At 68.7% G+C, this 21,235-nt stretch carries 22 protein-coding genes; 18 read left to right on the plus strand and 4 right to left on the minus strand.

What is annotated here, in order from left to right; translation table 11 throughout:
• Window positions 1–5 precede the first annotated feature (5 nt).
• From AC3A6J_RS08950 to AC3A6J_RS08960, 3 genes are read left to right on the plus strand one after another with little or no spacing between them, the layout of a single operon-like run.
• The gene (locus AC3A6J_RS08950) at window positions 6–785 is read left to right on the plus strand and encodes a uroporphyrinogen-III synthase (protein WP_487859577.1); all 780 of its coding nucleotides are present in this window, start codon (window positions 6–8) and stop codon (window positions 783–785) included.
• The gene (locus AC3A6J_RS08955; protein WP_487859578.1) at window positions 782–1,885 is read left to right on the plus strand and encodes a uroporphyrinogen-III C-methyltransferase; all 1,104 of its coding nucleotides are present in this window, start codon (window positions 782–784) and stop codon (window positions 1,883–1,885) included. The genes AC3A6J_RS08950 and AC3A6J_RS08955 overlap by 4 nt, the downstream gene beginning before the upstream one ends.
• Window positions 1,885–3,174, plus strand: coding sequence for a heme biosynthesis HemY N-terminal domain-containing protein (locus tag AC3A6J_RS08960; protein ID WP_487859579.1), 1,290 nt, complete (start codon window positions 1,885–1,887; stop codon window positions 3,172–3,174). Before AC3A6J_RS08955 ends, AC3A6J_RS08960 begins: the two co-directional genes overlap by 1 nt.
• 100 nt (window positions 3,175–3,274) lie before the next feature.
• Here the strand turns inward: AC3A6J_RS08960 and AC3A6J_RS08965 are convergent, their stop codons facing one another.
• Window positions 3,275–6,565 carry an Rne/Rng family ribonuclease gene (locus AC3A6J_RS08965; RefSeq protein WP_487859580.1) on the minus strand — a complete coding sequence of 1,097 codons (3,291 nt, stop codon included), beginning with the start codon at window positions 6,563–6,565 and terminating at the stop codon, window positions 3,275–3,277.
• A 559-nt stretch (window positions 6,566–7,124) separates the two neighbouring features.
• Here AC3A6J_RS08965 and AC3A6J_RS08970 point away from each other — a divergent pair.
• The 4 genes from AC3A6J_RS08970 to AC3A6J_RS08985 are packed head-to-tail and all read left to right on the plus strand — an operon-like array spanning window position 7,125 to window position 10,325.
• The gene (locus AC3A6J_RS08970; protein WP_487859581.1) at window positions 7,125–8,207 is read left to right on the plus strand and encodes an RluA family pseudouridine synthase; all 1,083 of its coding nucleotides are present in this window, start codon (window positions 7,125–7,127) and stop codon (window positions 8,205–8,207) included.
• On the plus strand, window positions 8,200–8,874 hold the full coding sequence (locus tag AC3A6J_RS08975; protein WP_487859582.1) for an HAD family hydrolase: 675 nt from the start codon (window positions 8,200–8,202) through the stop codon (window positions 8,872–8,874). The genes AC3A6J_RS08970 and AC3A6J_RS08975 overlap by 8 nt, the downstream gene beginning before the upstream one ends.
• Window positions 8,875–8,905: 31 nt before the next feature.
• On the plus strand, window positions 8,906–9,280 hold the full coding sequence (locus AC3A6J_RS08980; protein ID WP_487859583.1) for a Rieske (2Fe-2S) protein: 375 nt from the start codon (window positions 8,906–8,908) through the stop codon (window positions 9,278–9,280).
• Window position 9,281: 1 nt separating this feature from the next.
• Entirely contained in the window at window positions 9,282–10,325 is a 1,044-nt protein-coding gene (locus AC3A6J_RS08985) for a S49 family peptidase (protein WP_487859584.1), read from the plus strand.
• Window positions 10,326–10,361: 36 nt separating this feature from the next.
• On the opposite strand, the gene AC3A6J_RS08990 is transcribed toward AC3A6J_RS08985, so the two are convergent.
• Genes AC3A6J_RS08990 through AC3A6J_RS09000 form a run of 3 tightly spaced genes read right to left on the minus strand, consistent with a single transcriptional unit; the run spans window position 10,362 to window position 12,852 of the window.
• Window positions 10,362–11,510: an MFS transporter gene (locus AC3A6J_RS08990; protein WP_487859585.1), complete on the minus strand. Its 1,149-nt coding sequence runs from the start codon at window positions 11,508–11,510 to the stop codon at window positions 10,362–10,364.
• A gap of 2 nt (window positions 11,511–11,512) precedes the next feature.
• Window positions 11,513–12,274 carry an SAM-dependent methyltransferase gene (locus tag AC3A6J_RS08995; protein ID WP_487859586.1) on the minus strand — a complete coding sequence of 254 codons (762 nt, stop codon included), beginning with the start codon at window positions 12,272–12,274 and terminating at the stop codon, window positions 11,513–11,515.
• Complete coding sequence (locus tag AC3A6J_RS09000) at window positions 12,271–12,852, minus strand: Maf family protein (protein ID WP_487859587.1); 582 nt, start codon at window positions 12,850–12,852, stop codon at window positions 12,271–12,273. The genes AC3A6J_RS08995 and AC3A6J_RS09000 overlap by 4 nt, the downstream gene beginning before the upstream one ends.
• A gap of 36 nt (window positions 12,853–12,888) precedes the next feature.
• Here AC3A6J_RS09000 and AC3A6J_RS09005 point away from each other — a divergent pair, with 36 nt between their 5' ends.
• The 11 genes from AC3A6J_RS09005 (at window position 12,889) to AC3A6J_RS09055 (ending at window position 21,228) form a co-directional block, all read left to right on the plus strand.
• Entirely contained in the window at window positions 12,889–13,455 is a 567-nt protein-coding gene (locus AC3A6J_RS09005; protein WP_487859588.1) for a YceD family protein, read from the plus strand.
• Window positions 13,456–13,580: 125 nt separating this feature from the next.
• Complete coding sequence (gene rpmF, locus AC3A6J_RS09010) at window positions 13,581–13,763, plus strand: 50S ribosomal protein L32 (RefSeq protein WP_007830466.1); 183 nt, start codon at window positions 13,581–13,583, stop codon at window positions 13,761–13,763.
• A gap of 61 nt (window positions 13,764–13,824) precedes the next feature.
• Complete coding sequence (gene plsX / locus AC3A6J_RS09015) at window positions 13,825–14,919, plus strand: phosphate acyltransferase PlsX (RefSeq protein WP_487859589.1); 1,095 nt, start codon at window positions 13,825–13,827, stop codon at window positions 14,917–14,919.
• Window positions 14,919–15,896, plus strand: a complete 978-nt coding sequence (locus AC3A6J_RS09020) for a beta-ketoacyl-ACP synthase III (protein ID WP_487859590.1) — start codon at window positions 14,919–14,921, stop codon at window positions 15,894–15,896. The genes plsX and AC3A6J_RS09020 overlap by 1 nt, the downstream gene beginning before the upstream one ends.
• A 54-nt stretch (window positions 15,897–15,950) precedes the next feature.
• Window positions 15,951–16,901: an ACP S-malonyltransferase gene (gene fabD / locus AC3A6J_RS09025; protein ID WP_487859591.1), complete on the plus strand. Its 951-nt coding sequence runs from the start codon at window positions 15,951–15,953 to the stop codon at window positions 16,899–16,901.
• 29 nt (window positions 16,902–16,930) lie between these two features.
• Entirely contained in the window at window positions 16,931–17,674 is a 744-nt protein-coding gene (fabG, locus tag AC3A6J_RS09030; protein ID WP_487859592.1) for a 3-oxoacyl-ACP reductase FabG, read from the plus strand.
• Between the two features lie 98 nt (window positions 17,675–17,772).
• On the plus strand, window positions 17,773–18,012 hold the full coding sequence (gene acpP, locus AC3A6J_RS09035) for an acyl carrier protein (protein WP_007830471.1): 240 nt from the start codon (window positions 17,773–17,775) through the stop codon (window positions 18,010–18,012).
• Between the two features lie 99 nt (window positions 18,013–18,111).
• Window positions 18,112–19,356 carry a beta-ketoacyl-ACP synthase II gene (fabF, locus tag AC3A6J_RS09040; RefSeq protein WP_487859593.1) on the plus strand — a complete coding sequence of 415 codons (1,245 nt, stop codon included), beginning with the start codon at window positions 18,112–18,114 and terminating at the stop codon, window positions 19,354–19,356.
• A 13-nt stretch (window positions 19,357–19,369) separates the two neighbouring features.
• Window positions 19,370–19,852 carry a hypothetical protein gene (locus tag AC3A6J_RS09045; RefSeq protein WP_487859594.1) on the plus strand — a complete coding sequence of 161 codons (483 nt, stop codon included), beginning with the start codon at window positions 19,370–19,372 and terminating at the stop codon, window positions 19,850–19,852.
• Window positions 19,853–19,861: 9 nt separating this feature from the next.
• Window positions 19,862–20,536, plus strand: coding sequence for an RNA polymerase sigma factor RpoE (gene rpoE, locus AC3A6J_RS09050; protein ID WP_487859595.1), 675 nt, complete (start codon window positions 19,862–19,864; stop codon window positions 20,534–20,536).
• Between the two features lie 17 nt (window positions 20,537–20,553).
• Window positions 20,554–21,228 carry a sigma-E factor negative regulatory protein gene (locus AC3A6J_RS09055; RefSeq protein WP_487859596.1) on the plus strand — a complete coding sequence of 225 codons (675 nt, stop codon included), beginning with the start codon at window positions 20,554–20,556 and terminating at the stop codon, window positions 21,226–21,228.
• Window positions 21,229–21,235: the final 7 nt, after the last annotated feature.

Genomic DNA, 21,235 nt, shown 5'->3' on the forward strand with positions numbered 1-21,235 from the left:
GTTCGATGGCCGCGAAGCCCGTCATCGTGACGCGGCCCGCGCGCGAGGCCGCGCAATGGGTCGACCTCTTGCGTGCCGCCGGGCTTCGGGCCGAGGCGCTGCCGCTGATCGTGATCGAACCCGCGCTCGACACCGCCCCATTGCACGCCGCGTGGAAGCGCCTGTCCGGCTATGCCGCACTGATGTTCGTGAGCGCCACGGCCGTCGAACATTTCTTCGCCCACGCGGGCGAGGGCGTGCCCGGCTTGCCGCCCGGCCTGCGCTTCTGGGCCACCGGCCCCGGCACCACGCGTGCGCTGCAGCGGGCCGGTGTGCCCGACCATGCCATCGACGCGCCGCCTACCGATGCGGAACGCTTCGATTCCGAGGCGCTCTGGTCCCTTGTGAAGACCCAGGTCGGTGACGGCGTGCGCGTGCTGATCGTGCGCGGCGGCGACGCGGCCGGGGCGCCGAGCGGGCGCGACTGGCTCGCGAAGGAGATCGACGCCGCCGGCGGCCTGCGCGACACGGTGGTCGCCTACCGGCGGCTCGCGCCCAGTTTCGACGACACGGCGCGTGCACTCGCGCGCGAAGCCGCCGCGGGCGGCGCCATCTGGCTCTTCAGCAGCTCCGAGGCGATCCGCAACCTGTGCCATGCCATGCCCGGCATCCCATGGGACGAGGCCCGCGCGGTGGCCACGCACGAACGCATCGGTGATGCGGCGCGCGCCGCGGGCTTCGGCGCCGTGCGCGTGTGCGCGCCCCTGCGAGAGGCGTTGATCGCGTCGATAGAATCGTTCTCATGAGTGCTGCGTCCCCGCCCGACGACTTCTCCCCCTCGCCGTCCGCCGCCGATGCGGCCGCGCCGTTGCCGGCCCCGGTGTCGATGTCGCAGACGCCGGAGTCGTTGGCCGCAGCGGCAAGAACGCTTTCGCGCATCGCCCTCGGCCTGCTGGCGCTCGTGGCCCTGGCTGCGCTGGTGATCGCCATCGCGCTGTGGCAGCGGGTCAGCGGCATGCAGGAGCAATTGGCTCGCCAGAGCGCCGAAGCGCAGGCCCAGTCGCTCGAGGCGCGCACGCTCGCGCGCCAGGCCATGGACACGGTGCGCGACACCGCGGCCCGCGCAGCCCTCACCGAGACCCGGGTGGCCGAAGTCGCGCTCCAGCGCTCGCAGCTCGAGGAACTGATGCAGAGCCTCTCGCGCTCGCGCGACGAGAACCTCGTGGTGGACATCGAATCGGCCATCCGCCTGGCCTTGCAGCAGGCCCAGGTCACGGGCAGCGTGGAGCCGCTGCTGGCGGTGATGAAGTCCGGCGACCTGCGCATCGCGCGCGCAGCGCAGCCCCGGCTCGCGCCGCTGCAGCGCGCCATGCAGCGCGATGCCGATCGCCTGCGCAGCAGCGCGAGCGCCGACAACGGTGAAGCGCTGCGGCGCATCGACGAGCTGATGCGCGGCGTGGACGACCTGCCGCCGCTGAACGCCGTCGCCATGCGCGGCAGCGGCCTCAACGCCTGGCAGCCCGAACCCATTCCGGCCGACGCGCCCTGGTGGCAGAAGGCGCTGTTGACCGTGCGCGCCGAACTCCGCTCGCTGGTGCGCGTGGGCCGCATCGAGCGGCCCGAAGCCGTGCTGCTGGCGCCCGACCAGACCTACTTCCTGCGCGAGAACCTCAAGCTCAAGCTGCTCAATGCGCGGCTCTCGCTGCTGTCGCGCCAGATGGACACCGCGCGCAGCGAACTCGCGGTGGTCGCCAGCGCGCTGAACCGCTATTTCGATCCCGCCTCGCGGCGCACGCAGGCGGCGGCCACGCTGCTGCAGCAGCTCCAGACCCAGGTGAAGGCCACCGAGCCGCCGCGCATCGACGAAACGCTGGCCGCGCTCGCAACCGCCGCAGCGGGGCGCTGATGAGAGCGGCGCTCTGGCTCCTCGGCCTGTTCGCCATCGCGGCAGCGGTGGCCCTGTTCGCGGGCAACAACCAGGGCACGATTACGGTGTTCTGGCCGCCCTGGCGGGTCGATCTTTCGCTCAATCTGGTGCTGCTGATCCTGTTCGCGGTCTTCGCATTGCTTCACCTGGCATTGCGCGGCCTCGCGGCGTTGTTCTCGCTGCCGACGCAGGCGCGGCAGTGGCGGCTGCAGCAGAAGGAACGCACGCTGCATGCGGCCGTGCTCGACGCGATGGTGCAACTGATCTCTGGGCGTTTCTCACGCGCGCGCAAGGCCGCGCAGGCCGCGCTGGTGCAGGAGAAGACGCTCGCGGCACTCGACGCGCACCTGCCGCAGGCGCAGCAGGTGCGCGTGCTCGCCCATCTGCTCGCGGCCGAAAGCGCGCAGGCATTGCAGGACCGGCCCGCACGCGATGCGCACCTGCAGCAGGCGCTCAACGAAAGTACCGATCGCACCCTGCTCGCGAGCCCCGAGACGCGCGAAGGCGTGCAGTTGCGCGCCGCCCGCTGGGCGCTCGAAGACCGTGATCCGGCGGCCGCGCTTGCGCGTCTTGAAGAGCTGCCCCAGGGCGTTCAGCGGCGCACGCTCGCGCTGCGCATCCGCCTCAAGGCGGCGCGCCAGGAAGGGCGCTCGCTCGAGGCCCTCGAAACTGCACGCCTGCTCGCCAAGCACCGGGCCTTCTCGGAAGCCGCGGCGCGCAGCATCGTGCGCGGCCTGGCCACCGACCTGCTCTCGGGCGCGCACGATCCGGCCCAACTGCTGCGCGCATGGTCGGAACTCGAGCCGGCCGAGCGCGAGATGCCCGAGATCGCGATCCATGCCGCCCAGCGCATGGTGGCGTTGCGCGGCGACCTGTCGGTGGCGCGCGGCTGGCTGCTGCCGGCCTGGGAGCGCATGGTCGCGCAACCGCACGGCCTGGGCGACGCGTTGCGCGTCAAGCTCGCGCGGGCGCTCGAGGCCGGCTTCGATTCGGTCGATCCCGAATGGCTGGCGCGCATCGAATCGGCCCAACGCAACAATCCACGCGACCCGAACCTGCAGTACCTCGCGGGCATGGCCTGCATGAAGCACCAGCTCTGGGGCAAGGCGCATCAGCTGCTCACGCAGGCCGGCCAGACCCTGCAGGACGCGGACCTCTACCGCCGCGCCTGGCTCGCCATCGCCGAGCTGGCAGAAGCGCGCGGCGACGAAGCGCAGGCGGCGGCGGCCTGGAAGCGCGCTGCGCAGGGGCAGACCGACAAGGCCTGAGCGGGAAACGAGAGAGCCCAAAAAAAACGGCGCCTCATCGGCGCCGTTTTTTGTTGTTGGCCACCGGGCCTCGCGACCCGGTGGCTTGCTCGCTGCTGCGTCAGTTCACGTTTTGCGCGTCGGAGGATGCCGCTGCCTTCTCGAACGGCAGGCTCATTGCGCCGAGATCGCGGCGGGTTTCGACCAGCACCAGCGGACCTTCGTCGAGCACGACGGCCGGCGGACGTTCGCGCGGCACGTGCACCGGCTTCGGCTCGGCCGCCATGGCGGCGTGCGCCTGCGCGATGCGCTCGGCGTCGGAGTTCACCCATTGCAGACCCGACTTTTCGGCGACCTGCGCCAGTTCGTCGAGCGGCAGCTGGAAGGGTTGGACCTTCGGCAGCGCCCGGCCGCTGGCAGCGGGCTGGCTCGGTGCGAGGCTTGCGACGGGCGCGGGTGCAGCCACCGCAGCCACTGGCGCGGGGGCTGGTGCCGGTGCGGGCGCAGGAACCGTTGCCGCGGCCGGGACGAATGCCGGTGCCGCTGCTTCGGCCGCAGCCGCTTCCGCGGGGCGGTCGAAGTAGCTGCGTCGTGCCGGTGCGTCTTCGGCGACAGCGCGCTCGGCCGGCACCTGCGCAGCAGGCATGGCCTCGCCGGCCTCTGCAACGGCAGCGCCGTCGGCCGATGGCCTGGCTTCGCTCTCGTCGCGCGGGGCGCGTTCGCGTCGATCGCGGCCGTAGCGGTCACGCGAACGACCACGGCGCTCTTCGCCATCGCGACGCGGCGCTTCGCCTTCGGTGCCGGCTGCGAGTTCAGCCGGCTCGGCTGCACCGCGCTCGGCATCGTCCGGCGTGGCGGCTGCTTCGCTGTCGCTGCCGAAGCGCGGCTGGCCTTCGCCACGGCGCTCGCCGCGGCGGCCTTCGCCGCGCTCGCCACGCGGGCCACGCTCGTCGCGGCCGCTGCGCGGTGCGCGTTCGGGCTGTACGCCGTCCTGCGGTGCGGCGGCGTTGTCGCCGTCGGTGGATTCGCGCGCCATCTCGGTGTCGTTGCGCTGCGGCTGCGGCTGCGGCTGTTGCTCGCCGCGCTCGGTGCGTTCACCACCGCGCTCGCCACGTTCACCACGCTCGCCGCGTTCACGGCGTTCGCCACGTTCACCGCCCCGGGCGCGGGGTGCGCGCTCGGCCGTGGTGTTGCCTTCGTCGCCGGCCTCACCGTTGGGCGCGAGCTGCTGGGCTTCGAGGTTGGTGTTGTCGATCGGATCGCCCGATGCCGCGCGGGCACCGCGGCCTTCGCCGTCGCGGCGTTCGCCACGGCCACCGCGGCGCTGCTCGCCGTCGCGCGGGGCACGGGCCTCACGCGGTTCGCGGGGTTCACGCTGCTCGCGCGGTTGGGCGGCGGCGTCGTTGCGGAGTTCGCTGCCGTTGCCGCGTGCCTCGCGCTGTTCGCGTCCTTCGCGGCGCTCGCCACCGCGTCCACCGCGGCGTTCGCCATCGCGCCCGCCCGAGCGGCCACCGTTCTCGCCGGTGCGGCCACCGCGGCGCTGTTCGCCGTCGCCGCGGGCGCCGCGCGCCTCGCCATCGCGGCCGGTGCGGCCGCCGTCACGCCGGGTGGGCTTCGGGGGCTCGACCGGGATCATGGTGCTCGGTGCGGGCGCTGGCGCCGGCGTGCCCGAGAACCAGCCCTTGAGGCGTGCGAAGAAGCCGGTTTCGGCCGGTGCCGGTGCGCTCACGACTGGCGGTGCAACCGGTGCCGGGGCCACGGCCACGGGGGCGCGCACCGGTTCGGGCCGGGGCACCGCCACGGGCGCCGGTGCGTCGGGCAGCACGCCCTTGATGACCGGCGTCTGCTTGTTGGTCGGCTCCTGCGAGCGGCGGGTGACCGAAGTCGGGTCCTCGACCTCGTCGGCCATCTTGTAGCTGGCTTCGATGTGGTCGAGGCGCGGGTCGTCGTGCTTCAGGCGCTCGAGCTTGTAGTTCGGCGTTTCGAGCGTCTTGTTCGGCACCATGAGCACGGTGACGCGCTGCTTGAGCTCGATCTTCGCGATCTCGGGGCGCTTTTCGTTCAGCAGGAACGAGGCCACTTCGACCGGCACCTGAACGTGCACGGCGGCCGTGTTGTCCTTCAGGCACTCTTCCTGAATGATGCGCAGGATCTGCAGTGCGCTGGATTCGGTATCGCGGATGTGGCCCGAGCCGCCGCAGCGGGGGCAGGGGATCGACGAGCCCTCCGACAGCGCCGGCTTCAGGCGCTGGCGGCTCATTTCCATCAGGCCGAACTTGCTGATCGAGCCGAACTGCACGCGGGCGCGGTCTTGCCGCAGCGCATCGCGCAGGCGGCTTTCGACTTCGCGGCGGTTCTTCGACTCGTCCATGTCGATGAAGTCGATGACGATCAGGCCACCGAGGTCGCGCAGGCGCATCTGGCGGGCCACTTCGTCGGCGGCTTCGAGGTTGGTGCGCGTGGCGGTTTCCTCGATGTCGCCGCCCTTGATGGCGCGGGCCGAGTTCACGTCGACCGACACGAGCGCTTCGGTGTGGTCGATCACGATGGCGCCGCCCGAGGGCAGCTGCACGGTGCGGGCATAGGCCGACTCGATCTGGTGCTCGATCTGGAAGCGGCTGAACAGCGCCGCATCGTCGCGGTAGCGCTTCACGCGGGCGGCATGCTCGGGCATGACGTGCGCCATGAACTGCTGCGCTTGCTCGTAGATGTCGTCGGTGTCGATCAGGATGTCGCCGATGTCGTGATTGAAGTAGTCACGGATGGCGCGGATGACGAGCGAGGATTCCTGGTAGATCAGGAAGGCGCCCTTGCCGCCCTTGCCCGCGCCGTCGATGGCGGTCCAGAGCTTGAGCAGGTAGTTCAGGTCCCACTGGAGTTCGGGCGCCGAGCGGCCGATGCCAGCGGTGCGCGCGATGATGCTCATGCCCTTCGGGTACTCGAGCTGGTCCATCGCCTCCTTGAGCTCGGCGCGGTCGTCGCCTTCGATGCGGCGCGAAACGCCCCCGCCACGCGGGTTGTTCGGCATCAGCACGACATAGCGGCCGGCCAGCGAGATGAAGGTGGTGAGGGCCGCGCCCTTGTTGCCGCGTTCTTCCTTCTCGACCTGGACGGTCAGTTCCTGGCCTTCCTTGATAACGTCCTGGATGCGCGCCTGGCTGGCGGAAACGCCTTCGGCAAAGTACTGCTTGGAGATTTCCTTGAACGGCAGGAAGCCGTGGCGGTCTTCGCCGTAGTCGACGAAACAGGCTTCGAGCGACGGCTCGACGCGCGTCACGACGGCCTTGTAGATGTTGCCCTTGCGCTGTTCGCGCCCTTCGATCTCGATCTCGTAGTCGAGGAGCTTTTGCCCGTCGACGATGGCCAGGCGGCGTTCTTCGGCCTGCGTGGCATTGATCAGCATCCGCTTCATGATGCGTTGTCCTTCTATGTATCGTTCTACCGGCCCATGACGGGCCAACGATGCACGGACGACGCCCGCGAAACGAGGGGAATTGCCGCTTGGCCCCGGATGCTGTGCTGTGCCGCGCAGGCGCGGACAAGCCTCTCGAGCGTCAGCTCAGGAGGACAGCCGGGGTGGGGGCGCGTGGATGGGCGCGAGCCAGATTCGGTGTTGAGCGGCCATCTTTTCGATGGCAGGGTGCGCAATGGTGGCGCGCGGCGCGGATGATTCCATGCCGGAGGCCGCTGGCAGAAGCCAGGTCGGCCAGCGCAGGCACAGTCGAATCAGCAGCATCAACACAAGGGGCTCGCTTCGATCCGCCTGCAGCTCGGAAGCTGCAGGCTGGGTATTCCGTATCGGTGTTTCGTGGGTGTCGGCTTGACTTGGGTGCAGGGCCTGCCACTTTGCGCGCTTGCGCGGGGTTTGCAGTCTCGGCGCCAAAGCGGCATCGACCTCGCAGCGTTGTAGTGGGTGCTTGACCGCAGTGGTCTAAACTTCTGTCTAATCAAGCACTTACACGACCGCGCTGGTGAAAAACATTATAGGTGCGAAGCACAGCCCCGCGGCGCCCCAAATCGCGGGAAATGAAGGCGGCGCGCCCGGCGCGTCCATCAAATTCATTACTGTGGACGCCGAATCCGCCGGACAGCGGCTCGACAACTTCCTTTTCCGCCACCTGAAGGGCGTTCCCAAGACGCATGTCTACCGGATCATCCGGTCGGGCGAGGTGCGCATCAACAAGGGACGCGTGCAGGCCGAGACGCGCATCGAGGCCGGCGACGTGCTGCGGCTGCCGCCGGTGCGGATCTCGGCGCGCGCCGAGGAGGGCGCCACGCCGCCGGCGCCCGCGCGCGAGTTCCCGGTGCTGCTCGAGGACGATGCCGTGCTCGCCATCGATAAGCCCGCCGGCGTGGCGGTGCATGGCGGCAGCGGCGTGAGCTTCGGCGTGATCGAACAGCTGCGGACCGCCCGGCCCGGCGCGAAATTCCTCGAACTGGTGCACCGGCTCGACCGCGAAACCTCGGGCATCCTGCTCGTGGCCAAGAAGCGCAGCGCGCTGGTGGCGCTGCAAGACCAGTTCCGCGAACGCGAGACCGGCAAGACCTATCTGGCGCTGGTCGAAGGAACCTGGCCGGCGAACCGCAAGGTGCTCGATGCACCGCTTGCGCGGTTCCTGCTGCCGGGCGACGTTGCGGGCGCCGGCGAACGCCGCGTGCGCGTGGTCGCCAAGGACCACCCCGACGCGATGCACGCGGTGACGCTGGTGCGCGTGCTTGCGCGGCTCACGCTGGCGGGCGAGGCCGCGCCGTTGTCGCTGCTCGCAGTCACCATCAAGACCGGCCGCACGCACCAGATCCGGGTGCACCTGGCCTCGGCCGGCCACCCGATCGCGGGCGACGACAAGTACGGCGACTCGGACCGCCAGCGCGCACTCCAGCGGCTGGGGCTGCGGCGCATGTTCCTGCATGCCTGGCGACTGCAATTCAACCATCCCGTGACCGGCGAGCGCGTGGCGCTGCAGGCCGACCTGCCGCCCGAACTGCATACCCTGATACCGCCGCCCGCCCTCGAGGCGCTGGCCCAACATCCCCTTCCCACGGCCCATGACTGACCCCACTACCCGACCCTTGCGTTTCGACCTGATTGCCTTCGACTGGGACGGCACCCTCTATGACTCCACGCGGCTCATCGTGCGCTGCATCCAGGCCGCGGTGGTCGACGTCGGCGGCGCGAAGCCGAGCGAGAACGACGCTGCCTGGGTGATCGGCCTGGGCCTGGCCGAGGCGCTCGCGCGCGCGGCACCCGACGTGCCGAAGGAGAAATACCCCGAGCTCGGTGCCCGCTACCGCTACCACTACCTGCAGCACCAGGACGACCTCGTGCTGTTCGACGGCGTGCTGCAGATGCTCGATGCGCTGCGCGCGCGCGGCCACAAGCTGGCTGTGGCCACGGGCAAATCGCGCCGCGGCCTCAACGAGGCGCTCCGGTCGGTGGCGCTGCGCGAGCGCTTCGACGGCTCGCGCACCGCCGATGAGACCTTCGGCAAGCCCCATCCGCGGATGCTGCTCGAACTGATGGAGGAGCTCGAAGTGCCGGCGGAGCGCACGCTGATGATCGGCGACACCACGCACGACCTGCAGCTCGCGCTCAATGCCGGCTGCGCGAGCGTGGGCGTGAGCTACGGCGCGCACGAGCCCGGGAGCTTCGACGAACTGAAGCCGTTGTTCGTGGCCCACTCGGTGGCCAGCCTCGAGGCCTGGCTGCTCGAGAACGCCTGACGACCGCCTGCGACCGCCTGACAATCGCGCGATGACGAGCGAAGAACAGCGCATTCCCCTGTGCAACGCGTCCGACCTGGTCGAAGGCGGCCGCGCCGTTCCCTTCGACGTGGTCTATGGCGGTGAGACCTGCCGGGCCTTCGCGGTGCGCTTCGAAGGGCAGCCGCACGCCTACCTGAACCGGTGCAGCCATGTGGCGATGGAAATGGACTTCCAGCCCGACCGCTTCTTCGACGATTCGGGCCAGTGGCTGCTGTGCGCCACGCACGGCGCGGTCTACCGGCCCGACACGGGCGAATGCGCGGGCGGCCCGTGCCGCGGCGGCCTCGTGAAGATCGCCCTGAGCGAAAGCCACGGCGTGGTCCACTGGCATACTGCCTGGAACCTCCATCCCCTGACATTCTGAAATGACCGACTCGAACCGCACGGAACCCGAAGGCTTCGAACCCTTCGAGCCGGCGACCCCTTTGGCGCCCTCGCAGGGCGCACCGAGAAACATGGCCAAAGATCCCACGCAACGCCCCGGCTGGGAGCGTGCAACGCTCGAAAAACTCGCCTTCGCATCGCTGAACGAACAGAAGGCAGCGCGCCGCTGGAAGACCTTCGTGCGCCTGTCGTGGCTCGCCTTCTTCATCTTCCTGGTCTGGCTGGCCATGTCGCGCAGCGCGCCGAGCACCGCCACGAGCACGGCGCACACGGCGGTGGTTGAGGTCAAGGGCGAGATCGCCAACGGCAGCGATGCGAGCGCCGAGTTCGTGATCGCCGCGTTGAAGACGGCCTTCGAGGACCAGGGTGCCAAGGGCATCGTGCTGCTCATCAATTCGCCCGGCGGCAGCCCGGTGCAGGCCGGCATCATCAGCGACGAGATCAAGCGCCTGAAGGCCAAGCACAAGAAGCCGGTCTATGCCGTGGTCGAGGAAACCTGTGCCTCGGCGGCGTACTACATCGCGGCAGCCACCGACAAGATCTTCGTCGACAAGGCCAGCATCGTCGGCAGCATCGGCGTGCTGATGGACGGCTTCGGCTTCACGGGCGTGATGGACAAGGTCGGCGTCGAGCGCCGCTTGCTCACGGCCGGCGAGAACAAGGGCTTCCTCGATCCGTTCAGCCCCATGAACGACGCGCAGCGTGCCCATGCCCAGGCGATGCTCGACCAGATTCACACACAGTTCATCAATGTGGTGAAGACCGGGCGCGGCGACCGGCTCAAGCTCGACACGCCGGGGCTCTTCAGCGGTCTGTTCTGGAGCGGCGAGAAGGCCGTCGAGTTCGGCTTGGCCGACCAGCTGGGCAACGTCGACTTCGTGGCGCGCGAAGTCATCAAGGCCGAGGAGGTCACCGACTACACGCGGCGTGACAACGTGGCCGAGAAGCTCGCGAAGAAATTCGGCGCCGCCATGGGCGCCGCCACCGTCCGCTCGCTGCAGTCCGCCTCGCCGGCGCTGCGCTGAGATCGGCAGCGGCTGCCCGGCGCGATCAAGCCGCGATCAAGCCCGGGTGCCGCGCTCGGTGAAGCGCGCCGAGGCCGCGAGCGCCACCGCGAACGCCACCACCACATACAGCGCGGCCGTCAGCGAACTGGCGCGCGCCAGCAGCCCGATCACCGCCGGCCCGGCCATGAAGCCCAGGTACGCCACGGCCGACACCGCGGCAATGCCGCTGGCGGGTTCCACGCCGGGCACGCGGGCCGAGGCGCCGAACAGGATCGGCACCACGTTCGCAAAGCCCACGCCCACGCCCGCGAAGCCGAGCAGTGCGACCCACGGCAGGTGCGTCAACAGCACCAGCGTCATGGCAGCGGCCGCGAGCAGGCCGCTGCCGAGCAGCAGGGCGGCGGGCGAGAAGCGGGCGCGCAGCGCGTCGCCGCCGAAGCGCGCCGCCGCCATGGCTGCGGAAAAACTCGCATAGGCCAGTGCGGCCTGCTGCTGCGGGCTGTGGAGCTCCTGCTGCATGTACAGCACGCTCCAGTCGTAGATGGCACCCTCGGCGATCAGGCCCAGCGCGGCGAGCACGCCCAGCACCGCGAGCGTGCCGCGCGGCAGGCGGAAGCCATGGCGCGCGGCCGCGTCGCCGACAGCGGCAACGGGCGGCAGCATGCGGGTCGAGGCGATCGCGACCGCAGCTACCATCGCCGCCGCCACCCACAGCAGGTGCGCCTGGGCCCCAAGTCCGGCAGCCAGCGCGGCGCTGCCGCTTGCTGCGCCGGCCATGCCGCCGAGGCTGAACATGCCGTGCATGCCGCTCATCAGCGGCTTGCCGCCCTTCAGCTCGAGCTGGGCCGCCTCGGTGTTGATGGCAACGTCGAACACGCTGGTGACGAGCCCGAAGGCGGCCAGCAGCGCCAGCAGCGCGAAATAGCCCGGCATGGCGATGAGACCCGCGAGCAGCAACGCGTAGATGCAGCCGCAAATAGCCGCCATGCGGCGGGCGCCGTGGCGGCCGATCCATCGGCCTGCGCTCGTGAGGCCGAACATCGCGCCGGCGCCGGCCGCGAGCATGGCGAGGCCGAGTTGTGCCTCGTCGATGCCGTAGTGCGCCTTGACCGTGGGCACGTGCACGCCCCAGGTCGCGAAGATGAAACCGGAAGAGAAAAACTGCGCGCGCGAGGCCCAGCGGTGGCTGGCAGTCACCCTCATCGTCAACGTCCGATCGCGAACACGGCCGGCAGGCGCTCGTCCGCGGTGCTCTTGGGCTGGGTGCGCCACGTCTTCGCGGTCTGGCTGCGAACATCGGCGGTGGCCAGCGTCAGCCCGCGCGCGACGGCGAGCCGCGTGTTGTGCTGCAGCGTCTGCACCAGCGCCTGCAGGAGTGCGGCATTGCGGTAGGGTGTCTCGATGAACAGCTGCGTCTGGCCGGTTCGCAGCGCCAGCGCCTCGAGATCGCGGATGCGGCCCTGGCGCTCGCCGGCATCCTGCGGCAGGTACCCGACGAAGGCGAAGTTCTGGCCATTGAGGCCGCTCGCCGCCAGCGCCAGCAGCAGCGACACCGGGCCGGTTAGCGGGACCACGGCCAGGCCGAGATCGTGCGCAGCCCGCGCCACCGACGAGCCGGGATCGGCCACTGCCGGCATGCCCGCCTCGCTGAGCAGTCCGATGTCATGGCCTTCGAGCGCGGCGGCGAGCAGCGGCCGAGCGTCGAACTGGCCCGCATGGTCGCCCTTCTTGTGCACTTCGCGCGGCAGTTCGCGGATGTCCTGCGCCTGTAGTGGCGCGGCCAGCGGCACCACCGCATCGATCCGCTTCAGGTAGGCGCGCGCCGACTTCGCGTTCTCGCAGATCCAGTGGGTGAGGCCCGCGGCGACCTGGAGGGTTCCGAGCGGCAGCGCGTCCTGCAGCGGCGCCTGCGATTCGCAGCCGAAGTCGAGTGGCGCGGGCACGAGGTAGAGCTTGCCCGGCGTCACAGGAGTTCGACTCCCGCGGCGCGCAGCATCCGGCAGGTGCGGATCAGCGGCAAGCCCACGAGTGCCGTGGGGTCGTCGCTGTCGATGGCGTCGAGCAGGGCGATGCCGAGGCCTTCGCTCTTGGCGCTCCCGGCGCAGTCGTAGGGCTGCTCGGCCTGCAGGTAATTTTCGATCGCGTCATCAGTGAGCTCGCGGAACACCACCCGAACGGGCGCCAGGTCGTGCTGGACGAAGCCGCTCGCGTGGCAGACCACCGCCACCGCCGTCTGGAACACCAGCGTCTGGCCGCGCATGCGCCGCAACTGCGCGGTCGCGCGCGCATGGTCGCCCGGCTTGCCCAGCGCCTCGCCGGCCAGGTCGGCCACCTGGTCGGAACCGATCACCACGGCTTCGGGAAAGCGCGCCGCCACCGCGTGGGCCTTTTCGAGCGCCAGGCGTTCGGCCAGCGCCCGGGGCGACTCGCCGCCGCGCGGGGTTTCGTCGACGTCGGGCGGCTGCACGTCGAAGGGCAGGCGCAGGCGGGAAAGCAGTTCGCGCCGGTAGCGCGAGGTCGAGGCAAGGATCACGGGGCGTTGCATGGGATGATTGTGCGTGAGCGCGCTAGACTGGTGAGGATGAAGAGAGAATTTGCCCCCGAACGGCTCGACGTGGCCCGCTTTGCCCTCGCGGGCGCCACGCTGGAAGCGGCCGAGCCGGTTGCGAACTACGTGCGGCTCGCGGCCGAGCTGGCGACCGAGGCCGACCCCGCTGCCGACACCCTCGTGCGCTGGACAGCCAGCGGCGAAGAGCGTCCCGGCGCCGACGGCAAGGCCGAGCCCTGGCTGCACCTGGACGCCGAAGCGACGCTGCCCCTGACTTGCCAGCGCTGCCTGACGCCGGTGGCGACGCCGGTCATGGTGAGCCGATGGTTCCGTTTCGTCGCCGACGAGGCCACGGCCGAGGCCGAGGACGAGGAAGCCGACGAAGACGTGCTCGCGATGAGCCGCGACTTCGACCTGCACGCGCTCGTCGAAGACGAACTGCTGATGGAAATTCCCGTCACGCCCGCGCATGACGTCTGTCCCGTGCCGGTCCGGCTGTCGTCCAGCGACGACGATTTCAAGGCGGCGGAAGAGGCCAAGCCGAACCCGTTCGCGGTGCTCGGTGCGCTGCGTCCGCGTGGCCCCAAAGAGGGCGGGTAGCCCTTATCCGCCAGCTGGGCTATAATCATGGGCTTCGCGCGCGCCGCCGTGATCAGCAATGCCATTCATCATTGCCACCGCAAGAGAGCGCATCCAATCACTCACCTCACAGTCCAGGAGCCATCATGGCCGTCCAGCAAAACAAGAAGTCGCCTTCCAAGCGTGGCATGCACCGTTCGCACAACGCGCTGGTCGTGCCCGGTATCGCCGTCGAGCCCACCACCGGCGAAACGCACCTGCGCCACCACATCAGCCCCAACGGTTTCTACCGTGGCCGGCAAGTGCTCAAAAACAAGTCCGAAGCCTGATCTCGCATCCCAAGGCCGAGGCCCGAAGCTACTTTTGCCGTAGCGTCGGGCCTTTGTTTTGATGGCTACGTCTTCTCCCGAATCCACTGCTGCGCCTTCCGCAATCACGCTTGCCGTCGATTGCATGGGAGGCGACCACGGGCCGCGCGTCACGCTCGCGGCCTGCCGCGCGTTTCTCGAGCGGCACAGTGAGGCCTCCTTGCTGCTGGTAGGTGCGCCGGCCGCATTGGCGGGCTTCGCCGCGCATCCGCGCGCCCGCGTCGTGCCGGCCAGCGAAGTGGTGGGCATGGACGACCCGATCGAGATCGCGCTGCGCAAGAAGAAAGATTCTTCCATGCGCGTGGCGATCCAGCAGGTGAAGGACGGCGCGGCGCACGCGGCGGTGTCCGCCGGCAACACCGGCGCCTTGATGGCGATTGCGCGCTACCTGCTCAAGACGCTCGACGGTATCGACCGCCCCGCGATCGCACCGCAACTGCCGAACGTGAAGGGTGGCGCGACGACCGTTCTCGACCTGGGCGCCAACGTCGATTGCGATGCCGAGGACCTGCTGCAGTTCGCCGTGCTCGGTTCCGCCCTGGTTTCCGCGCTCACGGGCAACGAGGCGCCATCGGTGGGCCTGCTCAATATCGGCGAGGAAGCCATCAAGGGCAGCGAAACCATCAAGAAGGCTAGTCAACTGCTGCGAACTGCTGCCAACTCGAAAGATCTCAACTTCTACGGCAACGTCGAGGGCAACGACATTTTCAAAGGCACCACGGACATCGTCGTATGCGACGGCTTCGTCGGGAACGTGGCGCTCAAGGCCAGCGAAGGCGTGGCTTCGATGATTGGCGATTTCATTCGGGTCGAATTTTCCCGCAATGTCTTCACCAAGATGGCTGCAATTGCAGCCTATCCGGTCCTAAAAGCGTTCAAAAGCCGCCTTGACCACCGCCGCTACAACGGCGCGGCCCTGCTTGGCCTGCGCGGGCTGGTTTTCAAGAGCCATGGCTCGGCTGACGAAGTGGCTTTCGGCCATGCGCTCGATCGCGCTTATGATGCCGCTCGCAACAACCTGCTCGATCGCGTGCGGGCCCGCATTGCCCACGCCGCGCCATTGCTCGCGCGGCAGGAGCCCGCGGTGTCCCAGGACGCGACGGCCCTTCACGCTTGATGAGCCCATATTCACGCATCACCGGCACCGGCAGCTACCTGCCACCGCGCCGGGTGACCAACGACGACCTCGCCAGTGAACTGGCGCTGCGCGGCGTCGAGACCTCCAATCAGTGGATCGTCGAGCGCACCGGCATCCACGCGCGCCACTTCGCGGCACCGGAGGTGTCGAGCAGCGACCTCGCCCTTGAAGCGGCCCGGCACGCCCTCGAGGCGGCAGGCCGCAAGGCGGAAGAGATCGACCTGATCATCGTCGCGACCTCGACGCCGGACATGGTGTTTCCGTCGTCGGCCGCGATCCTCCAGAACAAGCTTGGCATTGCCGGCTGCCCGGCCTTCGACGTGCAGGCGGTCTGCAGCGGCTTCGTCTATGCCCTTACGGTGGCTGACGCGATGATCCGCACCGGCACGGCACGGTGCGCGCTGGTGGTGGGCGCCGAGGTCTTCTCGCGCATCCTCGATTTCAACGACCGCACCACCTGCGTGCTGTTCGGCGACGGCGCGGGCGCGGTGGTGCTCGAGGCCAGCGAGGAGCCCGGCATTCTCGCGAGCGATCTGCATGCGGATGGCAAGCACGTGGGCATCCTGTGCGTGCCCGGCCATGTGTCGGGCGGCAACGTGCTCGGCACACCGCTGCTGCACATGGACGGTCAGGCCGTCTTCAAGCTCGCTGTGCGCGTGCTCGAGGAAGCCGCCCGTACCACGCTCGCGAAGGCCGGCAAGACCGAAGCCGACATCGACTGGCTGATTCCGCACCAGGCGAACATCCGCATCATGGAAGGCACGGCGAAGAAGCTCAAGCTGCCGCTCGAGAAGCTTGTCGTCACGGTCAACGAGCACGGCAACACGTCGGCCGCCTCGATCCCGCTGGCGCTCGACGAGGCCGTGCGGTCCGGGAGGGTGAAGAAAGGCGAGACGCTCATGCTTGAAGGCGTGGGCGGTGGCTTCACCTGGGGTGCGGTGCTACTGAATCTATAGCATGCCGCCGTCCGCAGTCGCGTACCGCGGCGTTCGCATGCGCCATAAAAAACAATGAAATCCTTTGCTTTTGTCTTTCCCGGCCAGGGCTCTCAGGCCGTCGGCATGCTCGACGCCTGGGGCGATCATCCGGCCGTGACCGAGACCTTGCGCGAGGCGTCCGAAGCGCTCGGCGAAGACATCGGCGCGCTGATCAAGAACGGTCCCAAGGAAGAGCTGGCGCTCACCACCAACACCCAGCCCGTGATGCTGGTGGCTGGCGTGGCCGCCTGGCGTGCCTGGCTCGCCGAGGGCGGCGCGGCCCCTGCGGTCGTGGCGGGGCATTCGCTGGGCGAGTATTCGGCACTCGTGGCGTCGGGCGTGCTCACGCTGGCGCAGGCTGCGCCGCTCGTGCGGTTCCGCGCCAAGGCCATGCAGCAGGCCGTGCCGGTGGGCGCAGGTGCGATGGCGGCGGTCCTCGGCATGGAGGCCTCGAAGGTGATCGCTGGTTGCGCCGAGGCCAACGCGTCCTTCGGCGCGGGCAGTGCCGAAATCGTCGAGGCGGTGAACTTCAACGATCCGATGCAGACGGTTATCGCCGGCAGCAAGGCCGCGGTCGACAAGGCCTGTGAGCTGCTCAAGGCGGGCGGCGCCAAGCGCGCGCTGCTGCTGCCGGTGTCGGCACCGTTCCATTCGAGCCTGATGAAGCCCGCCGCCGAGGCGCTGCGCGAGAAGCTCAGCACGATCAGGCTGGCCGCGCCGCAAATTCCGGTGCTCAACAACATCGACGTGGCGGTGGAAACCGAGCCCGAGCGCATCCGCGAGGCCCTGGTGCGCCAGGCCGCCGGTCCGGTGCGGTGGGTCGAGAGCGTCCAGGCCTTGAAACTGCGCGGTGTCGCCGCCATCATCGAGTGCGGGCCCGGCCGGGTGCTGGCCGGAACGGTCAAGCGCATCGCCCCCGAACTCGAAGCCGCGTCGGTGTACGACCCGGCCACGCTCGCAGACACCCGTCAACTGCTCGCCTGATGAGCGGCCCAAGGCCCGATACTCCTTTTATGAGCATTCCAAAATTCGAAGGGCAGGTTGCCCTGGTCACCGGCGCATCGCGCGGCATCGGCGCGGCAATCGCGCTCGAACTCGCGCAGCGCGGTCTCAAGGTGGTCGGCACTGGCACCACCAACGACAGCGCGGCCAAGATCACGTCGGCCCTGAGCGCGTTCGACGGCCGCGGCCGTGCGCTCGACGTGAACGACGGGGCGGCCGTCGAAGCGCTCATCGACGAGATCGTCAAGGCTTATGGCGCGATCCACGTGCTGGTCAACAACGCCGGCATCACGCGCGACACGCTGGCCATGCGCCTCAAGGACGAAGACTGGGATGCGGTACTCGACACCAATCTGAAAGCCGTGTTCCGGCTTTCGCGCGCGGTGATCCGCCCGATGATGAAGCAGCGCTACGGCCGCATCATCAGCATCACGAGCGTGGTGGGCGCCGCCGGCAATGCCGGCCAGGCTAACTACGCGGCCGCCAAGGCCGGCGTTGCCGGCATGACCCGCGCGCTCGCGCGCGAACTCGGCAGCCGCAACATCACGGTCAACTGCGTCGCGCCGGGCTTCATCGAAACCGACATGACGGCCAGCCTTCCCGAAGCCCAGCAGCAGGCGCTGCTGCAGCAGATCCCGCTCGGGCACCTGGGCAAGCCGGCCGACATCGCGCATGCGGTGGCCTACCTCGCATCGCCTCAGGCGTCGTACGTGACGGGGCAGGAGCTGCACGTCAACGGCGGCATGCACATGTAGCCGAAAGGCGCAATGTTTTCCCGTACCGGACGCACGGCAAATGCCACAATGCGCCCGGCTAAAATCCACTGTTACCTACAACCCTCAGAGGGAACCAAATGAGCGATATCGAAGCACGTGTCAAGAAAATCATCGCCGAGCAGCTCGGCGTGGAAGAGTCTCAAGTGACGAATGAAAAGGCTTTCGTGGCCGACCTCGGCGCTGACTCGCTCGACACGGTCGAACTCGTGATGGCACTCGAAGACGAGTTCGGCATCGAGATCCCCGACGAAGATGCCGAAAAGATCACCACGGTGCAAAACGCCGTCGACTACGCCACCAAGAATCAAAAGGCCTGATCGGCCAATTGATGCTGCGACGGCGCCTGGCGGCTTTTCTTCACTGAACCGCAAGCGCCGATCGGCAGCTGCTCCACGCTTCCAGAAAGGTTTGCCGGCATGACCAAACGCCGCGTCGTCGTGACCGGACTCGGTTGCATCGCTCCTGTCGGAAACTCCGCAACCGAATCCTGGGCCAACCTGTTGGCCGGGAAGTCGGGCATTGCGAACATTACCGCCTTCGATGCAAGCGCCTTCGCCTGCAAGTTCGCAGGCGAGGTGAAGGGTTTCGACATCACCCAATACATTTCCGAGAAGGAAGCGCGTCACATGGACCGCTTCATCCATCTCGGCCTTGCCGCGGCCATCCAGGCCGTGCAGGACAGCGGTATCCAGACCAACGATGCGCTTTCGCCCGAAGAGGCGACGCGCATTGGCTGCAACATCGGCTCGGGCATCGGCGGGTTGCCGATGATCGAAGAAACGCACGGGGAGCTCGTGAACCGCGGCCCTCGCCGCGTGTCGCCGTTCTTCGTGCCGGCCTCGATCATCAACATGATCTCGGGCCACGTCTCCATCAAGTACGGCTTCCAGGGGCCGAACATCGCGGTCGTCACGGCCTGCACCACCGGCTTGCATGCGATCGGCCTGTCGGCCCGCATGATCGAGTACGGCGATGCCGACGTGATGGTCGCGGGCGGCGCCGAATCGACCGTCTCGCCGCTGGGCATCGGCGGCTTCGCGGCGGCGCGCGCACTCTCGACGCGCAACGACGATCCCGCCACGGCCTCGCGCCCGTGGGACAAGGACCGCGACGGCTTCGTGCTCGGCGAGGGCGCCGGGGTGGTCGTGCTCGAGGAGTACGAGCACGCCAAGGCGCGCGGCGCCAAGATCTACGCCGAGGTTTCGGGCTTCGGCATGAGCGCCGACGCGTATCACATGACGGCGCCCAATGTCGACGGACCACGCCGGTCGATGTCGATGGCGCTCGCCAATGCGGGGGTCAACGCCGACGAGGTGCAGTATCTCAATGCGCATGGCACTTCCACGCCGCTGGGCGACCTGAACGAGACCAACGCGATCAAGAACACCTTCGGCGACCATGCGAAGAAGCTGATCGTGAACTCCACCAAGTCGATGACCGGCCACCTGCTGGGCGGCGCTGGCGGCATCGAGTCGGTGTTCACAGTGCTCGCGCTGCATCATCAGAAGAGCCCGCCGACCATCAACATCTTCAACCAGGATCCGGAGTGCGATCTCGACTACTGCGCCAACGAGGCGCGCGATCTGAAGATCGATGTCGCGGTCAAGAACAACTTCGGCTTCGGCGGCACCAACGGCACGCTGGTGTTCAAGCGCGTTTGAGCATTGCTCTTTCATGCACAGCGCGCCGTCGGTGATCTATCCGGTCGGGCGCTCGCGCGGTGCAGCCCGGATCCTGATCGCGGCGTGGGCACTGGGTGCGTGCTGCGCCGGCGTGTCCTGCTATTTTTTTGACGGCGCGGGCTGGCGCCAGGTGCTCCTGGTGCTGAGCGTGCTGTTCTCGGGCGGTGCTGCCGCGCTCGCGCTGCGAGGCGACGCTGCGGCCGAACTGCGTTTCGACGGGCGTCACTGGACGCTGGCGGGCGCGGAGACCGGCCGGGCGGTTGTTGCGGCGCGCGCGGCCGTGGCGCTCGACCTGCAATCACTGCTGCTGATCAGGCTGGCCGAGCCGGGTCGGTCGGTGCGCTGGGTGTGGGCCGAGCACAGTGCCATGCCCGAGCGCTGGCGCGACCTGCGCCGTGCGGTATATTCGCGCGCCCCGTCGGGTTCGACCGCCGGTGAGCCGTGGCGGGCGACCGCCCATGCCGATGGGCCCTGAACCTTCCAGATGACCACTTCCGTGCCGCCAGTGCCACCGGACTCGGGCTTGCCCGAGGGAGTCGCCGCTGCGCCGCGGCCGGGGGAGGTCGACTTGCAACTGGTCCAGCGCACCGTGGCCGGCGACCAGAAAGCCTTCGAACTTCTGGTCATCAAGTACCAACGCCGGATCGAGCGCCTGATCGGGCGCATGGTGCGCGATGTCGACCTGGTCGAGGATATCGCGCAGGAGACCTTCATCCGGGCCTATCGCGCGTTGCATCAGTTTCGCGGCGACGCGCAGTTCTACACCTGGCTCTACCGGATCGCGGTCAACACCGCCAAGAAGGCGCTGGTCGACATGAAGCGCGATCCGACCATCTCGGAAAGCGCCCTGCGCCCGTCTTCTGACGACGACGATGAAACTTACCGTCCGGGAAACGAACCAACCACCGACGAAACCCCCGAATCGGTGCTGGCGGCCAACGAAATCGCCCGCGTGGTCGAGATGGCCATGGATGCGCTGCCAGCCGAACTGCGTCAGGCTGTGACCCTGCGCGAGATCGAGGGCATGAGTTACGAAGAGATTGCCGAGGTCATGAATTGCCCCATCGGCACGGTGCGCTCGCGTATCTTCAGAGCGCGTGAGGCCATTTCGGCCAAGGTCAAGCCGATGCTGGACAACCAATCCGGCAAGCGGTGGTAGGTAAGCAGGTGAATGAAATGAATCAGAGCATGACGGTTCGTGAACAAGTGTCCGCACTCGCGGACGGTCATTTGCAAAGCGAGGACCTGGCGCTGGCCATCGAAGCGGTCTGCGCGCAGGAAGACGCCCGCGGCGCCTGGCAGGCCTACCATCTCGTGGGCGACGTGCTGCGCTCGGGCGCCCATTCGCCATGCACCGACACCGACGCCTTCCTGACGCGCTTCCAGCGGCGCCTGGCGGCCGAGCCCTTGGTGGTGCGGCCGGCCGCGGTGCCCGTGGCGCCCGCTACGTCGGTGCCTGCGGTTCGTCGCAAGGCGGACGCGGCCAACGAGCCGGTGTTCCGCTGGAAACTCGTCGCCGGTGCCGCGTCGCTGATGGCGGTCGCGGCCATCAGCTGGACCCTGGTCGGCAACGGCGCTGCCGTGCAGGCGCCGGGCGCTCAACTCGCGGCAACGCAGCCGCAGCCGGGCGCAGCGTCCGTGGTGGCCACAGCGGGTGCGAACGGCGCCGCGAATGCCGCCCCGACCGCGCGGGCGTCGACGCGCGTGCTGGTCGGCAACGGCAACCCGCAAGTGATGCTGCGCGATCCGCGACTCGACCAGTTGCTCGAGGCGCATCAGCAGGCCGGCGGCGCATCGCAGATGCCCTCGGGGTTCCTGCGCAATGCGACTTTCGAAGGCCCTTCGCGCTGATGTGCGC

Source organism: Variovorax sp. Soil_C_39 (genome assembly GCF_057656815.1).

Excerpts from the sequence above, each read along its gene's own strand:
- AC3A6J_RS08965 (WP_487859580.1), bottom strand. The coding sequence starts at position 6,565 with ATGAAGCGGATGCTGATCAATGCCACGCAGGCCGAAGAACGCCGCCTG.
- AC3A6J_RS09045 (WP_487859594.1), top strand. The coding sequence starts at position 19,370 with ATGCACAGCGCGCCGTCGGTGATCTATCCGGTCGGGCGCTCGCGCGGT.
- rpoE (WP_487859595.1), top strand. The coding sequence starts at position 19,862 with ATGACCACTTCCGTGCCGCCAGTGCCACCGGACTCGGGCTTGCCCGAG.
- fabG (WP_487859592.1), top strand. The coding sequence starts at position 16,931 with ATGAGCATTCCAAAATTCGAAGGGCAGGTTGCCCTGGTCACCGGCGCA.
- AC3A6J_RS08955 (WP_487859578.1), top strand. The coding sequence starts at position 782 with ATGAGTGCTGCGTCCCCGCCCGACGACTTCTCCCCCTCGCCGTCCGCC.
- plsX (WP_487859589.1), top strand. The coding sequence starts at position 13,825 with ATGGCTACGTCTTCTCCCGAATCCACTGCTGCGCCTTCCGCAATCACG.
- AC3A6J_RS09000 (WP_487859587.1), bottom strand. The coding sequence starts at position 12,852 with ATGCAACGCCCCGTGATCCTTGCCTCGACCTCGCGCTACCGGCGCGAA.
- AC3A6J_RS09055 (WP_487859596.1), top strand. The coding sequence starts at position 20,554 with ATGAATCAGAGCATGACGGTTCGTGAACAAGTGTCCGCACTCGCGGAC.
- AC3A6J_RS08950 (WP_487859577.1), top strand. The coding sequence starts at position 6 with ATGGCCGCGAAGCCCGTCATCGTGACGCGGCCCGCGCGCGAGGCCGCG.
- AC3A6J_RS08960 (WP_487859579.1), top strand. The coding sequence starts at position 1,885 with ATGAGAGCGGCGCTCTGGCTCCTCGGCCTGTTCGCCATCGCGGCAGCG.
- rpmF (WP_007830466.1), top strand. The coding sequence starts at position 13,581 with ATGGCCGTCCAGCAAAACAAGAAGTCGCCTTCCAAGCGTGGCATGCAC.
- AC3A6J_RS08975 (WP_487859582.1), top strand. The coding sequence starts at position 8,200 with ATGACTGACCCCACTACCCGACCCTTGCGTTTCGACCTGATTGCCTTC.
- AC3A6J_RS09020 (WP_487859590.1), top strand. The coding sequence starts at position 14,919 with ATGAGCCCATATTCACGCATCACCGGCACCGGCAGCTACCTGCCACCG.
- acpP (WP_007830471.1), top strand. The coding sequence starts at position 17,773 with ATGAGCGATATCGAAGCACGTGTCAAGAAAATCATCGCCGAGCAGCTC.
- AC3A6J_RS09005 (WP_487859588.1), top strand. The coding sequence starts at position 12,889 with ATGAAGAGAGAATTTGCCCCCGAACGGCTCGACGTGGCCCGCTTTGCC.
- fabF (WP_487859593.1), top strand. The coding sequence starts at position 18,112 with ATGACCAAACGCCGCGTCGTCGTGACCGGACTCGGTTGCATCGCTCCT.
- AC3A6J_RS08980 (WP_487859583.1), top strand. The coding sequence starts at position 8,906 with ATGACGAGCGAAGAACAGCGCATTCCCCTGTGCAACGCGTCCGACCTG.
- AC3A6J_RS08985 (WP_487859584.1), top strand. The coding sequence starts at position 9,282 with ATGACCGACTCGAACCGCACGGAACCCGAAGGCTTCGAACCCTTCGAG.
- fabD (WP_487859591.1), top strand. The coding sequence starts at position 15,951 with ATGAAATCCTTTGCTTTTGTCTTTCCCGGCCAGGGCTCTCAGGCCGTC.
- AC3A6J_RS08990 (WP_487859585.1), bottom strand. The coding sequence starts at position 11,510 with ATGAGGGTGACTGCCAGCCACCGCTGGGCCTCGCGCGCGCAGTTTTTC.